The following is a 15,517-nucleotide window of genomic DNA, read 5'->3' as shown; positions in this document are numbered from 1 at the left end:
GTGTAAGCTAATTTTTAACTTGTGAAGGTTTCTGGTAAACCTTCCTTGGCTAGCTCGATGCACTCATCTGATGGGTCAAAAAATATTTACACAGACATTGCTCTGGGACACTGAAATTTTATACAGCTGTAGGTATAATGCGCAGCGAAAATTATTCTTTCCGCAGTCTGGTATCTGAAAATACGTTTTTATTCATCTCAATAATAGTTCTATTGTTTGAGTGAATGTCTTTTCTAATCCAAACTGCTTGCGTATTTCTGAATCTGAAGGATACAGTTTCATGCGATCTCAAAAGGCTTCTCTAGGCGGCAGGCGCCGTGTAGTTGGAGAGGTTTTTGTACACGGCCTGTCTCATGATGGCCGTGGTCTTGCCCGATTACAGGGCAAAACCCTCTTTGTTGAAGGAGGGCTTCCCGGCGAGCAGGTTTCAGTCCTGCTGACAGATGATCGACGTCGATATAGCAACGGTCGGGTAACCGATATCGAATCTGCTTCAGATGAGCGTATCTCTCCTCCCTGCCGGCATTTTAAAGTCTGTGGCGGTTGTAGCCTGCAGTACTGGTCCCATGAAGGGCAATTGCAGGGCAAACAGAGTATTGTGCTGGACCAGTTACAGCGCTTCTCATCACTGACACCGGCTGAAATAGCCGAACCTCTGGTTTCTCAACCCTATGGCTATCGCTATCGTGCACGGCTGTCCATTCTTTGGAAAAAGGGGCGTTTATCTCTGGGGTTTCGAGAGAAGCAAAGCAAGCAGATAGTTGATATCACCGAGTGTCCTGTATTGGCAGAGCCTCTACAACCTTTGCCAGAGCAACTGCGAGCACTGCTTCCTGAGTTGAAACAGCGAGAGGCGATCAGTCATGCCGAGCTATTTCTTGCAGACTCGGGTCGGGCACTCTTGCTCAGGCATATCAGAGCTCTGCCGCCAGCTGATTTGAACAGGCTGGAACGCTTTGCTCAGGAACAACAATTACATCTCTATCTGATGGGTGATGAAAAGCACGTCAGTTGTCTGTTTTCGCCAGTAGGTGATCCCTGGCTTTATTACCGGATACCAGCGTTAGATCTCAAGTTTCAGTTCAGACCCACTGACTTTACCCAGGTGAACTGGCCTGTTAATTGCCAAATGGTCGCCCAGACTTTGGACTGGCTAGATTTGAAGCCAGAGGATCGGGTGCTTGATCTCTTTTGTGGTCTCGGTAACTTTTCTTTGGCTATGGCCAGAAAAGCAGGATCTGTTATTGGTGTTGAAGGCAGTGCAGCTTCTGTTGAAAGAGCGGCGTTCAATGCCGAACTCAATGGGCTGCAGAACAGTCAGTTCTATCAGGCTGATCTGTCCGCACTGGTTGCAGGTAATAAGTCCGGAGAAGGCTGGCTACATCAGAGCTATGATGCCATGTTGCTGGACCCGCCAAGAACCGGTGCCCTCGAAATTATTGAACAGATGAAAGGTCATATACCGGATCGGTTGTTGTATATCTCATGCAACCCGGCAACTCTGGCAAGGGATGCCGGTGCTCTTGCGCAGCAGGGGTTTGAGCTGGTCAGGTTGGGTGTGATGGATATGTTCCCGCAAACCGGGCATGTCGAATCCATGGCGCTGTTCAGAAAACTCTGAGCTAAAAGCCTGGATTCTGTAACGATGAAAGGTTTTAACAGTAAAAACACCACATATAACACATTTTTATATAGTGAATAGGTGCCATGGTTTGCAGAGACTGTTTTAATAAATGATAAGTTTTAGAGGCTGTCCATTTTCGGGCAGGCTTCTGCTCTGCAGCTGTGAGCCTTGAGGTATTGCCCTTCAGTCAGGCCGTACCTCCAAAGTAATAAGTGGAAAACTTTCATGGTAAAGGTTAGAGAAGATCATCCCGTCCGCTTTGATGGCTCCGTTGATTTGGAAGCCTGGCTGACGCGAATGCAGGAAAGCTTTGGTGTGACCGGAACGGATCGCCTGAGAGCCGCCTGTGAACTCAGTCGCTGGGCTGAAGAGGAAGCACGTCAGCAGGCAGATACTGTCTGGCCGACAGGGCCAGGCTGTTTTCGTACCGGTCTTGAGATGGTCGAAATCCTTGCAGAGCTGAAACTGGATACCGAAACACTGGTTGCCGCAGCACTCTATCGTGCAGTGCGTGAGCGTAAATTGTCCATGAAACAGGTGGAAGAAGACTTCGGTAAGACCGTGGTTCGCCTGATCAAGGACGTCCAGGGCATGGCGGCTATCAGTGAATTGCTGAATCCCGCCAGAGCTCTGGTGTTGGACCAGAGTCAGGATCAGCTGGAAAAAGTCCGCAAGATGCTGGTCTCGATTATCGACGATGTCCGGGTCGCGCTGCTCAAGCTGGCAGAACGGACCTGTGCCATCAGAGCGTTGAGAGACGCAGACAAAGACAAACGTCGGCGGGTAGCCAGAGAAGTCTTTGAGATCTATGCACCACTGGCTCATCGTCTGGGTATTGGTTACATCAAATGGGAGCTGGAAGATCTCTCTTTCCGATATCTGAATCCGCAGGATTACAAACGAATTGCCCGTCTGCTGGACGAAAAGAGAACGGATCGTCAGCAGTATATTGACCATGTGGTGGATCAGCTAAAAGATGCCTTGGGTGAGGCGCAGATAGAAGCTAACGTTTACGGTCGAGCCAAGCACATTTATAGCATCTGGCGCAAAATGAAGCGCAAAGGGCTGGACTTTAGAGATCTTTATGACATTCGTGCTTTTCGGGTCATCACCAGGGAAGTCCGGGATTGTTATGCGGCTCTGGGTGTGGTGCATTCGCTTTTTAATCATATTCCTCAGGAGTTTGATGATTACATCGCGACGCCCAAGGAAAATGGTTATCGATCCTTGCACACTGCGGTATTTGGACCAGAAGGCAAGACACTTGAGGTGCAAATTCGTACCGAAGCCATGCATGAAGAAGCTGAACTGGGTGTTTGTGCGCACTGGAAATACAAGGGCACCGACGTTAATACCAAGAGTGACAGTTACGAAGAAAAGCTGAATTGGCTGCGTAATGTCATGGAGTGGCATGAAGAGCTGGGTGACCTGGGGGGAATTGCAGAAGAGTGGCGCTCAGATGTTGAGCCAGACCGCATTTATGTCTTCACCAAAGCAGGCCATGTGGTGGATCTGGCTGTGGGGGCTACGCCCATCGATTTTGCTTTTAGAATTCATTCTGAAGTCGGTCTGAAGTGTCGTGGTGCCAAGGTCGGTGGTCGTATTGTGCCACTGAATCACAGTCTTAAAACCGGTAATCAGGTAGAAATTCTGACCGGCCCTAACGCACAACCCAGTCGTGACTGGCTTAACCCGGATCTTGGTTATGTCACCACCAACCGGGCCCGGGCAAAAATCACCAGCTGGCTGAAAAAGCAGGATCGTGATTCCAATATTATTGATGGCAGCAATCAGCTTAATGCAGAACTTAAACGACTGGCTCTGACTGGGATAAATTTCAACGAACTGCTGCCTCAAACGCCTTTTAAAGAGCTCGATGATATGCATGCAGCCATTGGTGCAGGTGATTATCGTGTCACTCAGGCGGTGGCATTGGCTCAGAGAGAGCTGGAACCGGAAGCAGAGAAAGCGTTTGAAATTCGAACTCGCACACCCCAGGAAAAAGTGTCCGACAGCACCATCACCATTGATGGCGTTGGTAATCTGCTAACCCAGATGGCAGGGTGTTGTCATCCGGTGCCGGGTGATCCCATTATTGGTTATATCACGGTGGGCCGTGGTGTGACGATACACCGGCAAGATTGTAATAACGCCCTGAATTTACAGGAGCAAGAGCCAGAAAGGCTGATAGAGGTGAACTGGGGGCATTCTCCGGAATACATGTACCCGGTGGAGATTATCATTACAGCATACGACCGTTCTGGTTTGCTACGTGATATCACCATTGTATTGGCCAATGAGCGGGTGAATGTTCTGTCGGTTCAGACTCGTACCAGCAAGGAAGATAATATTGCGAATATGTTGTTGACAGTTGAGGTACAGAGCCTTCAACAATTAAGTACGGTTCTTGCCAAAGTTAATCAATTGCCCAATGTGATTGAAGTGGCGCGTCATCGCAAGGAAGGGAAATGAGTCAGAGCAGTCTGGAAGACCTGTTGTATCTCATGAGTCGGCTTCGGGATCCTGAAGCCGGCTGTCCCTGGGATCTGGAGCAGGATTTTACAACCATTGCCCCCTATACGCTGGAAGAAACCTGTGAAGTGCTCGACGCTATTGCGAACGAAGACTTTGATAACCTCCGGGAAGAGTTGGGCGATCTGCTCTTTCAGGTAGTGTTTCATTCAAAAATGGCAGAAGAAGAGGGGTATTTTGACTTTCATCAGGTGGCTGCCGGACTGGTTGAGAAAATGGTCCGCCGTCACCCTCATGTATTTCCTGCCGGAACCCTGACATCGAGAAAATCTGCCGAGGATGACACAACTTCTGAGCAGGTGGTTGAGAGCTGGCAGGCCATCAAACAGAAAGAAAAGTTAGCAAAAGGTGAGAAGGCTTCTGAGTCTGTCATGCCATCAAAGTTACCTGCAGCTCTGCCCTCGCTAACACGGGCTTTCAAGCTGCAAAAAGCGGCTGCCAAAGTCGGTTTTGACTGGCCGGAAATGGAGCCCGTATTCGATAAAATTCATGAAGAGATGGAAGAGATACGTGAAGCGGTGACAGAAAATCAGGGCAATGATCGCGTTTCAGAAGAAGTGGGTGATCTGTTGTTCGCCTGCGTCAACCTTGCCCGTCATTTATCTGTGGATCCGGATATGTCACTGCGCAAAGCCAGTGACAAGTTTGAAAAGCGTTTTCGTTCTATGGAAGTGCGGGCTGCTGAAGAAGGGTATGAATTTCAGCAGTTGTCCCTCGACGAGATGGAAGCTTACTGGCAAAAGGGGAAAGTCAGTTGACCGCCTTTCCCTATAAGGGATAGTCCGGAAGTAATATCCTTATTTGACCCAACCCCGTTCGGGCTGAGCCAGTCGAAGCCATGAGTCATGACCCTTCGACTGGCTCAGGGTGAACGGGGTCCATGTTTTAACCGGGAGTTTGTTCCCAGACAAATCCTGAGAAAAATTCACAGGCTATTGTTTTTCAATAGCCTTGTACTCTGTCTTGTGTTTATCAATAGCTTTTTGTTCAGTCTTTGGATCCGGACGCTTCTTAAAGCTGACCACCTCAAACTCTTCCGAATATTCAATCAATTCTTTCACTTCTCCATCCTCAATGACGGGGCGTATATAAGTGCACTGGTCGTTCACCTCACTTCTTCTCCCAATAAAGTATTCTTCATCGATTGCCACTCTGCAGAGCATGGCGACATGAGGGTCATGCCAATGGGACAGTCTCTGATCTCCAAACCGGGTCAGTCCTTCTGACAGGCAATCCATTTTGCCTACGGAAATGTGTATACCACCATCACAGTTAGGTTCAGCACTGAAATCGCAGAGTATTTTGCTGGCACCGGGTATGGTGTCCTGCCAGCGTATCCATTGCAGTGAGTCACCAGGGCTGCCAGTCAGAGCATGAAATCCTTCTGACAAGTGAATGATTTCTCCCTGCCTGGATATAAAGGTACAGAATTGGTCTCTGGAGAGGCTGTTTACAGTTCCCAGATTTCCGCTCAAATCCTTGCAGGGAGCGGGTCGGCTTTTGGGCAGGGTCTTTGTATCCTTTGCCAGAGACAGACCTTTTTTGGGAGGCTTTTTCTTCTCGGTATAGGGTTCCCAGTACCAGGGACTCATGACTCTTTTCATAAAAGTTTCGTTGTACTTGAGGCGAGCGAAGTAGATCGAATCCGGGCCATCCATGTAGCTGGTATAAGCAATGTGTCCGAGAAAGTCTTGTCGGGTCATGAGTGCACGTTTGAATTTCTCATCCATGTCCGGGTAGAAAAAGATGGACGTTTCATGAGTGGTGTTAATGGGTTCAAGTGCATTGGGGTCCTGTGTTTTTTTCTTTTTTGAGGGAGCACTGTATGCGCCAAAGTAGCCGAGCTGATTTTCAACTTTGCCGAGTCTCGGCGTAATCAGACCAAGGAGTCCTGGTGAAAATTTATGAAAAGCTGGGATTTTGGCCGGATGGGCAGCAGGATAATAATGACACCTGCAATCGGGAGCGTTCAGTGTGACTAGGGTGCCAGACAGGTTTTGCGTTTCATTAAAATCAAGGGAGGCGACTTTCAAATCCCGGTTGTAGCCAAGGAATTCATGCAGTCCGTCCATTTCCAGCAAGGTCAACTGCAGGGCTTTACGTTCAATGGGAAAGCCTCCTTGCTCCGGTGTGACGATGGGGTAAATATAGGATGAACTGACGTTATATTCCCAGACACTGGAAGCAAGCAGTGCAATGCCTTCAATGCCTTTAGGGAGGGCTGCGCATACGCCATTGGGTTTTCCGTTGGCTTTTGGATGGCAGTGTTCGAGTTGGCTAGTTGGAACTGCAATCCAGTGCAGGCCTACGATAATGCCGGGTACAGCTTTGCATTCGGTAGAAATTCGGGCCTGGCCCGGGCTGGTAAAGTGAGAGGCAGGACAGTCCATAACCAGAATGGCGGACTTCTCAGCATCGCCCGAATAGGCTAGGTGGGATAAAAAAAGCAAACTGATCAGGGCTAGAGCTTTTGTGAAAGCTTGCGGGCTAACGGGTATCGCACAGGTGTGCATGGCCGCATACTCTTTTTATGAAAGTGGATATTAAATCTAATTTATATTGTGAGGAGCGCTTAAACCGAATTGTCATATCAAGCGGTTTTCTGATCAGGGGTTAAACTAAAGTCTTCTGTAGTGTTCTGAAAAATGTTAGTTGCCTTTCATGGTTCCCAAATCGTCACCTTCGTTTCAGCTTCGGAACAAACTCTCTGCAGGATTTGCCTGTACTCTGAAATGGTATGATTTTGTCGTTTATACCAATCTTGGATTGTTGATGGGAGAGCTTTTTTTTCCTGTCGGAGATCCGTTGTTGAGTTTGATTTATGTCTATGGTGCCTTTGCTATTGGCTTTCTGGGTCGGCCTCTGGGCGGAGTCGTATTTGGGATGATCGGTGAGGCTTATGGAAGAAAAATGGCCCTTTTAGCGTCTGTTTCTTTGATGAGTGTTGCCAGTCTTGCTATTGGTTTTCTTCCAGATTTCTCCGTAGTGGGTTGGTATGCTCCGGCGGCCATCATACTGTTTCGTTTTCTTCAGGGAGTCTCTACCGGGGGGGGGAATATTCTGGTGCTATGCTCTATCTGGTTGAGTTGGCTCCCAAAGGTAAGGAGGCGCATTACAATCGCTGGAGCGTAATTGGGCTGCCACCGGTCCTGTATCTGTTTTTCAGTGTGGGGGTGAGTCTCGGTGTTTTACTCTGGCTTTTTTATTCAGTCCAGAATGATGTGAGGAAGAAACCGAGAACTGTCCTTGGTAATTACGGATGAGTCTTCACGAATGCCAATTCCTGCTGATCGATCGCCAACGACCCAGCTACCTATCAGAGTGTAATTACCTGAAAAACTGGGCACTGGATGAAAGCGTTGAAGAATATAACCGCTGTCATCGTAGGGGCCGTCCACAAAGTCTGTCTGCTGGCCGTTTTCTATCACACTGATGTTTGAACCCTCTCTGGAAAATACGGGTTTTTTAACAAAGTGTGAGCCCAGGTCATCGCCGATTTTACCTTCCTCAAAATAACTGGGTAAAAGGTTGGGGTGACCAGGAAATTCTTTCCAGAGCAGGGGCAGAATAGCCTTGTTTGAGAGAATGGATTTCCAGGCAGGTTCTACAAACAGGGTTTCAGAACCTTCAATGCCGGGACCGAACTCCTCTTCAAACATAAACTCCCAGGGGTACAGTTTGAACAGGGCGGGGATGGTCATGTCCTCAAGGTCTGTAAACGCACCCTTTGGGCTGAGACCGATATCTTCCACATAAATGAACTTAGTCGTCAGACCTGCCTGAGTCGCACAGTCACGGAAGTATTCAACGGTTCCGTAATCTTCATCGGTATCTTTGCAGCTGGCAAAGTATAAAGGTTCATTACGGACATGTTTCTGTTTGAGAAGCACCAGGGCTTCAATCAGCATTTCCTGAATAATATTAAACTGGTCTGTTTCGGCAGGCAGTTGTCCGTTGGAAACCATTTCTTCCAGCCAGAGCCACTGAAAAAATGCCGATTCGTACAGGGAGGTGGGGGTGTCAGCATTGTATTCAAAGAATTTTGCCGGCCCCTTACCGTCATAGGCAAAGTCCATGCGACCGTATAGATGTGGCTCGCTGTTGGCCCAGGACTGCTGCACGTAATCCCAGTACTGCTCGGGAATACGCAGAAGGGTCATAATTTCTTCCGATTGAACCGCTTTATCCACCAGTTGCAGGCACATCTGATGAATCTCTTCGGTAGGGGCTTCCAGGTCGTTCTCTATCTGCTGAAGGCTGAAGCGGTAATAAGCGGATTCGTCCCAGTACTTTTCACCTTCAATGGTATGAAACTTGAAGCCAAGAGAGTCAGCTTGCTGTTTCCAGTTCTTTCTGGGAGCAGACAGAATACGTTGCATGAGTTAGCCTCCCCAGCTGCCCCTCGCAGCAGAACGGCTGCCGAATCCACCACGTTTCATGGTCGTGCTTTTCAACGTCGGTTTAACCGTTGCACTCTTGTTTACCACCACTTTACCTTGTTTGTAACTGCTGCCAATGCGATCGTAACTGCCAGTACGATAGTAACCACTACTGCCCAGATAGAGAGGGATAATAGTGAAAGAACTGCGGTTCGATGACTGTTGGTTGGGCGATAGCATAAAGCCCTGCATGGTCGGGATATATTCTCCCGATGAGGTTCTCTGACAGGTTTGGCCAAAGTCAGAGTAACAGTCAGAGGAATACTGGTATCGAGGCGCTGTCGACAGGTGACTTTGCAGGGCACGATTGTATTCGTAGTTGCAGACTTCTTCCGAGACAACACCATCCCGGGTACAGCTCTGGGCATCTTTGTAGACCAGGGCTTCTTTGGAGGACTGTCCGCATCCGGCCAGTACCAGTGGGGTGGCACCTAAAAAAGCCAGTTGGAGTTTTTTTGAGCGTTTCATTCTCTCAACTCCATTTAGTAAGTCAGGCTGGCTGCGTTTAGCAAACCGGCTGCGACTGATACGGCACCCAGCCAGATACCGGCGGCCATTTCATTGTTGGTGATGCGTTCTGAAATTTTAGGCATGAAAAGTCTCAGCACAAAGAATGTGGCGAGCTGAACAATGAGAGCCACTGCGCCCCAAAGAGCCATGTCGATAATATCCACGGAGTTTTCGATAACGCTGGACAATGGCAGGACAAAACCGATCAGGCTACCGGCAAAGGCAATGGAGGCGGCGGGCTTGTTCTCCTTGATCAGAGTCATTTCCTTGTGGGGCGTGATCATGGTGTATATGAATACATAGATCGTAGTCAGTACCAGAGCGATACCAAAGTAGCCCAGAAAGAGAGGCAAGCCTGCCAGGTAGTCAGTGATAGCTAGCATTGTCGTGTCCGATGGTTTTAGGGTTTAAAGGGGTTGATGCTTCTACCGTGAAAAATATTTTGCATGACCATTTTTTATTTTCTTGGGTGATACAAAATATTTTTCGCTCATGGCTATTTATCATGAGTCGCTTTTTTATCATTGATGGCTGAAGAAAAGCGATGTCAAAAGCTCAAAGTTGTCTGCCAGTAGAATACTGCAATCTCCGTCGTTTACATAATGCTCATGGAGGAAATCTCCAGGTCAATGCCCACGCTGATCACAGCGGTTGCTTCATCGTCACTGGTAAACTCCAGTGAGCTCAGCAGATATTCGTAATGCCCGCTGTTTGAGAGACGTCTTTGATAGAGCATGGCAAGATGATCTACGTCATAGGTGGCGGTGTTTTTATCTCGTGAATAAACCGTTTCTGTGAATCTGACAGGTTCTATTTTGCCTGTCACCTCGCTGTCCCAGGCTCGCTCATATTGAGTGGAATTTAAAGTGAAACCAGGCTGGCCGATTTTTCCATGGTCACTGACCCAGAGATTGACGCCGCTTTGTGAGGCCAGATTTTCGGTCTGCTCGAAAACAAACAGTTTGATGTCATTGATGTGCTGGGTTTCAAATCCGCCAGTGGTTGAGATCTGAAAAAAACCATCGTCCGCTGTGTAGAAGCGACAGAGCGATGAACCGCCCCCGAGGTCAATGGTGCCGACTGCTTCAATGGTTTGCACTCCTGAAGGCAGTGTCAGGTTCAACTGCTGCCGGATCATCTGGAAGGGCAGGAGGTCTAACTCTACAGCACTGCCTAATCTCAGATTGAGAGGGGTCGGCAGAGAAGGCTTGTCTTCCTCTGCTTTGTTTTTTTTAAAAAGGTCAAAGATCATCTTTTTGATTCCACTAAACAGCCGTGAGCAGAGTGTTCCCTAAAATAAACGCATAAAGCACTTCCCATTTGTGAAAGTGCTTTTAGAGTCAGCTTTCCAGCTTTCCAGCTTTCCAGCTTTCCAGCTTTCCAGCTTTCCAGCTTTCCAGCTCTTACTGCTGCTTGGCTTTCAGTCGTTCCAACACGCTGCTGGCATCAGAGTCTGTTTTGGTGATGCCGGCTGCTTTCAGTTTGCTCTGAAGGTCTGACTCAACGGTATCTCCAGACAGTTCGCTGGCGGCTTCCATCTGTGCTGCACGTTCGGCTTGTCTGCGCTTGATACGTTCAAGAGAGTCAGTCGCTGTAGCCATTTTAGAGTTCACACCACTGTGCTTGGCAGCGCAGGCCGCCTGAGCTTTCTGTACGGACTCTGTCGCTTTGACGGTATCAACCTGTTGCTTCAGACGGCGCAGGTTGGCTTCAGCGTCGGCAATGGCTTTTTTCAGGCTGGTGACACTGCTGGCAAAGCTGCTTTCCATTTCCTGTTCAGACGTCAGCTGGGCTTCATAGTCAGCAATTTTTGTAGCGACTTCGGTGGCCAGTGTTTCATCGCCCTGTTCCAGCGCTTTCATCGCGTAGCTTTCATACTCAGCGACTTTCTCTTTCAGCTCCTTGCACTTCTGGTCTGACAGCTTTTGTTTGGCCATGATGCCAGCCAGCTGGGTTTTGGACTGCTGCAGTTGATCGCTGGCTTCACGGATTTCCTGATCCAGAATACGCAGGGCATTGCTGTCAGCAATGGATTCGCCCACTTCGTTGGTAGCACCTTTCAGGGCCGTAATGACTTTTCCCCAGATACTCATAATGTTGTTTCCTTTTAATCGTTAAAAATAATCTTTGTATGGCTGCTGGCTGGAACGCTTCAGCTATCAGGCCAGGTGCTGGCTGTAGGCTTCAGTAGCCTTGATGGCGTTGGCAGCCAGGGTTTCAATTTCCAGAACCACATTCTGGAGCAATGACGCAGAGCTCAAAGCACCAAAAATGGTGTAGTAATCTTCGCCGCCGGGAAAGCGGTCCAGACTGATAGTCGACAGTGGAAACAGCTTGTGAGTACGCAGGATTTCATCATTCAGAGCATGAAAATCCTTCACATGGGTCAGTGGCCACAGTACGGCGTCTGCAATAATCTGCTCACCTGAAACAGTGATATATATAGGCAGATCACCAAACTCATTCATAGTGACTTCCAGACAAGGATCTGTTCCGTCTACCAGTTGCAGAGTGGCATTACCGTTGCTGAACAGTGGGTCATTGATCAGCGCCTGATGAAGGGTCTGAATAGTCCAGATATCGTGTGGTTTGTTTTCGATTGCTGTCATTTTAGAGTTTCCTGATGCGTTGACTGCTTCGGTTAATCTCAGATCGCGCTCTACATCTCGCAAACGACCGGCGTTTTCGGGCAAGATCCAAACTTCTTTCTTTACCAGTCCCTGTTCCCGCATTCGAGCCCGGAACAGTCGCTGGTAATGTGCGGCATTTTTCGGTGGAGCCATGGGGCTACTCCTCAGAAGATCGTCTCTTTTATTTAATTATCTTTATTACATGTAATAAACCTTACATGTAATAAATAAGCTTGTGAAGAAACTTCTGGAAAGAAGATCGTAAAGATTGCCTGCAAACTGTAAAAGTGCAGGTTTTTTAAGGCTTTAGCGTAGCGTAAATTTTAGAGGAGATGATGGCAGAACAGCCATCATCTCCTGAAGGTGAGGTTATTCAGCGGTTTGAGTTTTGGTTGAGTTTTGTGCCTGAGGTTTGTTGGTGGGCTTCTTGCGCATGCCATCAAAGGTGAAGATAGCCAGAGCGAGCCAGATCAGACCAAAAGTGATCAGTTGAGCCTGAGTGACGGCTTCTTTAAAGATAAACAGACCGACCAGAAAAGAAATGGACGGGCCGAGGTACTGAAGAATACCGATGGTGGTCAATGTTAGTTTCTTTGCAGCCAGGTTGAATAAAACGAGAGGAACGGTGGTGACCAGACCGGCCAGAGCCAGCAAACCGCTGGTATGGGTGTCTGATATCTGGAAACTGTAGTCGCCTGTTTTATACAGCCACAAGAAGTACCCGAGTGCTACGGGTAAAAGAATCAGCGTTTCAAAGGCCAGACCCGGCACTGCTGCAACCTGTGTGGTTTTCCTCACCAGCCCATACAGGCCAAAGCTTGTTGCCAGTGCGAAAGCAACCCAGGGTACTATGCCCAGCGCCAGTATCTGAAAAATGACAGCGATGGCTGCCAGTAAGACAGCAATCAGCTTCAGAGGGGTTAGTTTTTCGTTTAGAAGCAGGTATCCCAGCAAGACATTGAACAGTGGATTAATGTAATAACCCAGACTGGTTTCAAGAATGCGGTCATTGGTAACCCCCCAGATAAAAATCAGCCAGTTGGTGGCCACCAGAATGGCAGAAAGGGTCAATGCGCCAGACAGCCTGATACTGGAAAAAATCTGTTTTAGCTGTGGCAGCTGCTCTGTAATTTTAAGCAGTGCCAGTAACAGAAAAACTGACCAGAAAACACGATGCCCCAAAATTTCCAGGGGAGGCACGTGCTCCAATGCTTTAAAATAGATGGGCGCCAGTCCCCAGATGGTAAAGGCCATGACACCCAGTGCAAAGCCGGAAGAATCTCGTTGGTCGGACACTCTCTTTCCCTTGTATTTAGCTTCTCATCGCTCAGGTGTGGTGATGAAAATGGCTTTCTTCCCGCTTTTGGCGGTTAGCCCGGATGATGCGTGAAGTGTCGAACGAGTCGTTCTCCTGCTGTCCGGTTTTGAGCATTGTGCCTGAACTATCGTTCCTAGTTAATCCGAATCTTGCGAAACGAATACCATGACAACCCGGATTAAACTCTGCCTTTAACTCGAGCTTGTATTGAGAAAGAACACCTTGAGCCGATGACTTTATTCATGGATGAGTGAAGGATGAAGAGGCTGCAATGCGATGGATTGCCGGGCTTATGATGGTTTTTCTGAGTCTGTTAGCTCAGGCTGATGCAGGCTTGCCTGTCTATCGAGTAGCGATTATTGATCGCTTTTTCCCTCCGGCGGAAGGTTTTGAAAATGATGAAGAGCGGGTTCTTCATGGGTGGTTGTACGGCTTGATGGATCTGGACGACGATGAACGTAGGGAACCTTTTTATCATGGTGATGTGGTTCGACTGATTGCTTCTCACCCCCAGATAACCTTTATTCAGTACCCGATTCTGGATGGGAAAAATCCTATGTCGGAGATTCTGGTTAACATTCAGAATATTCTTGCCCGCTATGAAAAATCACCGGTTGATGCAATGCTCCTGTCCTGGGAGTCGTCCACACTGATCAGTACATTCAGTACCTCTCTCAAGTTGGAGCATGTGGGGCAGTATAAGGATAAAGTCAAAGAGATGGGGCAAAGGGATCTCGTCTGGAAAACGACCTATCAGATCATTCTTGCCCTGGAGTCGTTAACAGCCAAGGGGATTAAGGTGTATACCATTGCTGGAAATGGTGGCACTGGCATGATCAATACCTTTTCATTCGCAGACAAGGTTGTCACGGTGGGCGCGGTTGAAAGTGGGCTTAAGTATTTCGTAGCGAACAATCCGTTTGTTGATACCTATGCTCAGGCAGCTTATGAAGTGACTCGAGTGGATGATTCTGAGGGGAATGCCCTGGGTTATGATCTGAATGGAGATCAGTGTGTTGATATTCCTCTGGAGCGTCTGACGGGGTATTCAAACTCCGTGACAGAATACCCCAGGAAATTCTGGCGGTTACTGACCGGTTCATCTTTTGCCGCACCGGCTGCACTCAAAGCAGCGCTGTTTGCCAACCTGCCATTGAAAACCTGTTCTTAGACATCTGTCCGAGTCAAGATGAATGGGGTTTATCTAAAGTAAGATTTAAGGGCGCTGTGTTTTTTCTGGTAAAGCCATTAATAGAAAAGATTCACCACGATCCCGGTAGGCCAGGTAAGGCGCAGCAATTTCAGAGGGCACCCGAGCCGGTTCTGTAATATTAAAACCAACCTTTTCATAGAAGGCTGAAAGGTGAGGGTAGGGGTAGCACCAGCAGGGTGCAGGAGATAAGGATTCTAATACTGAGTTCATCAATCGGCTGCCAAGGCCTTTCGAGCGCATTTCTCTGTGAACCCAGACACTTCTTAATAAGTAGCCGTTGGCTTTTGGGGTTGCCCTGAGCGCAGCCACAATAGTGTTATCATGACGTAATATAAACACCCGTTCATCAGGCCGCACCTTTCCTTTGTGACCATTCTCTTTAAAGAAGCGATTGACCAGAGGAAAGACAGTAGGAGTCATCAGTCATTAGTCGTCAGTCATTAGTCGTCTTTATCTGATGAAGTCTGTTTGCTGACAGCGGATTTCTGAACAGCCGCAAGAATGCCTCTGAGCATATTCAGTTCCTTGGCTTCAGGCCTTGACCGATTGAACAGACGGCGGAGGCGGGTCATTACCAGGCCCGGGTGCTGTTTGATAATAAAATCAATATCGTTCAGCGTGTCTTCCAGATGCTCGTAAAAATACTCTAACTCACGGGCTAAAGGGTATTCATCTGCTTCGTTGTCTGAGTATTCAGCCTGGGTTTTGCGAAGTTCAGCCTTGCGAATGTCATAACAGAGAATCTGAATGGCTGAAGCTACATTGAGGACCGGGTATTCTGGATTCGCATCAATGGAAACATGGTAATGACACTTCTCCAGCTCCTGGTTTGTCAGCCCCATGGTTTCCTGACCAAAAACCAGGGCAACAGGGTTTCGGCTGGCTTGTGTAACCAGTTTCTCAGCGCAGTCTTCTGCCGTCAGCATGGGGCGGGTGAAGGTGTGATTTCGTGTGCGGGCACTGGTGCCGACCACCATAGAGCAGTCTGCAATGGCCTCATCTAATGTCTGAAATACTCTGGCTCCCGCCAGAACGTCCTGGGCACCTGCTGCCATCGAGTCAGCGTTGGAGTCCGGGAATTGTTGGGGAGTGACCAGACAAAGATCCGACAGACCCATGGTTTTCATGGCTCTGGCTGCAGAACCAATGTTTCCCGGATGAAAGGTATTGATCAGAATAATGCGAATATTAGACAGCATCGTAACCCGAATATGCACTGAGAGAGGGTTAAAAATCCGGCATTATACGTTG

15 protein-coding genes are annotated in these 15,517 nt (G+C 48.3%); 5 read left to right on the top strand and 10 right to left on the bottom strand.

Annotated elements, in window-relative coordinates; all coding sequences use genetic code 11:
- Window positions 1–280 precede the first annotated feature (280 nt).
- From rlmD to mazG, 3 genes are all read left to right on the top strand, one after another.
- Complete coding sequence (gene rlmD / locus GZ78_RS09200; RefSeq protein ID WP_051785989.1) at window positions 281–1,621, top strand: 23S rRNA (uracil(1939)-C(5))-methyltransferase RlmD; 1,341 nt, start codon at window positions 281–283, stop codon at window positions 1,619–1,621.
- A 228-nt stretch (window positions 1,622–1,849) separates the two neighbouring features.
- Complete coding sequence (gene relA, locus GZ78_RS09195; protein ID WP_034834935.1) at window positions 1,850–4,096, top strand: GTP diphosphokinase; 2,247 nt, start codon at window positions 1,850–1,852, stop codon at window positions 4,094–4,096.
- Window positions 4,093–4,914, top strand: a complete 822-nt coding sequence (gene mazG, locus GZ78_RS09190) for a nucleoside triphosphate pyrophosphohydrolase (protein ID WP_034834929.1) — start codon at window positions 4,093–4,095, stop codon at window positions 4,912–4,914. The genes relA and mazG overlap by 4 nt, the downstream gene beginning before the upstream one ends.
- A 174-nt stretch (window positions 4,915–5,088) precedes the next feature.
- On the opposite strand, the gene GZ78_RS09185 is transcribed toward mazG, so the two are convergent.
- Complete coding sequence (locus tag GZ78_RS09185; RefSeq protein WP_034834923.1) at window positions 5,089–6,669, bottom strand: hypothetical protein; 1,581 nt, start codon at window positions 6,667–6,669, stop codon at window positions 5,089–5,091.
- Window positions 6,670–6,817: 148 nt separating this feature from the next.
- On the opposite strand from GZ78_RS09185, the gene GZ78_RS09180 reads away from it, so the two are divergent.
- Window positions 6,818–7,288 carry an MFS transporter gene (locus GZ78_RS09180; RefSeq protein ID WP_034834922.1) on the top strand — a complete coding sequence of 157 codons (471 nt, stop codon included), beginning with the start codon at window positions 6,818–6,820 and terminating at the stop codon, window positions 7,286–7,288.
- 74 nt (window positions 7,289–7,362) lie between these two features.
- On the opposite strand, the gene GZ78_RS09175 is transcribed toward GZ78_RS09180, so the two are convergent.
- The 7 genes from GZ78_RS09175 to rarD all read right to left on the bottom strand — a co-directional run bounded on the left by GZ78_RS09175 (window position 7,363) and on the right by rarD (window position 13,031).
- Complete coding sequence (locus GZ78_RS09175; RefSeq protein ID WP_034834921.1) at window positions 7,363–8,535, bottom strand: glutathionylspermidine synthase family protein; 1,173 nt, start codon at window positions 8,533–8,535, stop codon at window positions 7,363–7,365.
- Between the two features lie 3 nt (window positions 8,536–8,538).
- Window positions 8,539–9,063, bottom strand: a complete 525-nt coding sequence (locus tag GZ78_RS27315; RefSeq protein ID WP_051785988.1) for a DUF1190 domain-containing protein — start codon at window positions 9,061–9,063, stop codon at window positions 8,539–8,541.
- Between the two features lie 14 nt (window positions 9,064–9,077).
- On the bottom strand, window positions 9,078–9,488 hold the full coding sequence (locus GZ78_RS09165; RefSeq protein ID WP_034834920.1) for a DUF350 domain-containing protein: 411 nt from the start codon (window positions 9,486–9,488) through the stop codon (window positions 9,078–9,080).
- A gap of 212 nt (window positions 9,489–9,700) precedes the next feature.
- Window positions 9,701–10,357, bottom strand: a complete 657-nt coding sequence (locus GZ78_RS09160; protein ID WP_034834915.1) for a DUF2491 family protein — start codon at window positions 10,355–10,357, stop codon at window positions 9,701–9,703.
- A 151-nt stretch (window positions 10,358–10,508) separates the two neighbouring features.
- Window positions 10,509–11,198, bottom strand: a complete 690-nt coding sequence (locus tag GZ78_RS09155; protein ID WP_034834912.1) for a PspA/IM30 family protein — start codon at window positions 11,196–11,198, stop codon at window positions 10,509–10,511.
- Between the two features lie 66 nt (window positions 11,199–11,264).
- The gene (locus tag GZ78_RS09150) at window positions 11,265–11,888 is read right to left on the bottom strand and encodes a YjfI family protein (protein WP_034834911.1); all 624 of its coding nucleotides are present in this window, start codon (window positions 11,886–11,888) and stop codon (window positions 11,265–11,267) included.
- Between the two features lie 216 nt (window positions 11,889–12,104).
- Entirely contained in the window at window positions 12,105–13,031 is a 927-nt protein-coding gene (gene rarD, locus GZ78_RS09145; protein WP_034834909.1) for an EamA family transporter RarD, read from the bottom strand.
- Window positions 13,032–13,324: 293 nt separating this feature from the next.
- Between rarD and GZ78_RS09140 the strand changes: the two genes are divergently transcribed.
- Window positions 13,325–14,224, top strand: coding sequence for a hypothetical protein (locus GZ78_RS09140; RefSeq protein WP_051785987.1), 900 nt, complete (start codon window positions 13,325–13,327; stop codon window positions 14,222–14,224).
- 45 nt (window positions 14,225–14,269) lie between these two features.
- Here GZ78_RS09140 and GZ78_RS09135 read toward each other — a convergent pair whose 3' ends face one another.
- Both GZ78_RS09135 and trmJ read right to left on the bottom strand, forming a co-directional pair.
- Complete coding sequence (locus GZ78_RS09135; protein ID WP_034834907.1) at window positions 14,270–14,686, bottom strand: GNAT family N-acetyltransferase; 417 nt, start codon at window positions 14,684–14,686, stop codon at window positions 14,270–14,272.
- Window positions 14,687–14,706: 20 nt separating this feature from the next.
- Window positions 14,707–15,465, bottom strand: coding sequence for a tRNA (cytosine(32)/uridine(32)-2'-O)-methyltransferase TrmJ (trmJ, locus tag GZ78_RS09130; protein ID WP_034834905.1), 759 nt, complete (start codon window positions 15,463–15,465; stop codon window positions 14,707–14,709).
- Between the last annotated feature and the right edge of the window lie 52 nt (window positions 15,466–15,517).

The organism is Endozoicomonas numazuensis, assembly GCF_000722635.1.
GTDB classification, from domain to species: Bacteria; Pseudomonadota; Gammaproteobacteria; order Pseudomonadales; family Endozoicomonadaceae; genus Endozoicomonas_A; species Endozoicomonas_A numazuensis.
Note: the sequence above shows the minus strand (reverse complement) of the source record. Positions and strands in the feature narration are given on the sequence as shown.

Coding starts and splice junctions, on each gene's coding strand:
- GZ78_RS09175 (WP_034834921.1), bottom strand. CDS start 8,535: ATGCAACGTATTCTGTCTGCTCCCAGAAAGAACTGGAAACAGCAAGCT.
- GZ78_RS09160 (WP_034834915.1), bottom strand. CDS start 10,357: ATGATCTTTGACCTTTTTAAAAAAAACAAAGCAGAGGAAGACAAGCCT.
- rlmD (WP_051785989.1), top strand. CDS start 281: ATGCGATCTCAAAAGGCTTCTCTAGGCGGCAGGCGCCGTGTAGTTGGA.
- relA (WP_034834935.1), top strand. CDS start 1,850: ATGGTAAAGGTTAGAGAAGATCATCCCGTCCGCTTTGATGGCTCCGTT.
- GZ78_RS09140 (WP_051785987.1), top strand. CDS start 13,325: ATGCGATGGATTGCCGGGCTTATGATGGTTTTTCTGAGTCTGTTAGCT.
- GZ78_RS27315 (WP_051785988.1), bottom strand. CDS start 9,063: ATGAAACGCTCAAAAAAACTCCAACTGGCTTTTTTAGGTGCCACCCCA.
- GZ78_RS09155 (WP_034834912.1), bottom strand. CDS start 11,198: ATGAGTATCTGGGGAAAAGTCATTACGGCCCTGAAAGGTGCTACCAAC.
- trmJ (WP_034834905.1), bottom strand. CDS start 15,465: ATGCTGTCTAATATTCGCATTATTCTGATCAATACCTTTCATCCGGGA.
- GZ78_RS09165 (WP_034834920.1), bottom strand. CDS start 9,488: ATGCTAGCTATCACTGACTACCTGGCAGGCTTGCCTCTCTTTCTGGGC.
- mazG (WP_034834929.1), top strand. CDS start 4,093: ATGAGTCAGAGCAGTCTGGAAGACCTGTTGTATCTCATGAGTCGGCTT.
- GZ78_RS09135 (WP_034834907.1), bottom strand. CDS start 14,686: ATGACTCCTACTGTCTTTCCTCTGGTCAATCGCTTCTTTAAAGAGAAT.
- GZ78_RS09150 (WP_034834911.1), bottom strand. CDS start 11,888: ATGGCTCCACCGAAAAATGCCGCACATTACCAGCGACTGTTCCGGGCT.
- GZ78_RS09180 (WP_034834922.1), top strand. CDS start 6,818: ATGGTTCCCAAATCGTCACCTTCGTTTCAGCTTCGGAACAAACTCTCT.
- GZ78_RS09185 (WP_034834923.1), bottom strand. CDS start 6,669: ATGCACACCTGTGCGATACCCGTTAGCCCGCAAGCTTTCACAAAAGCT.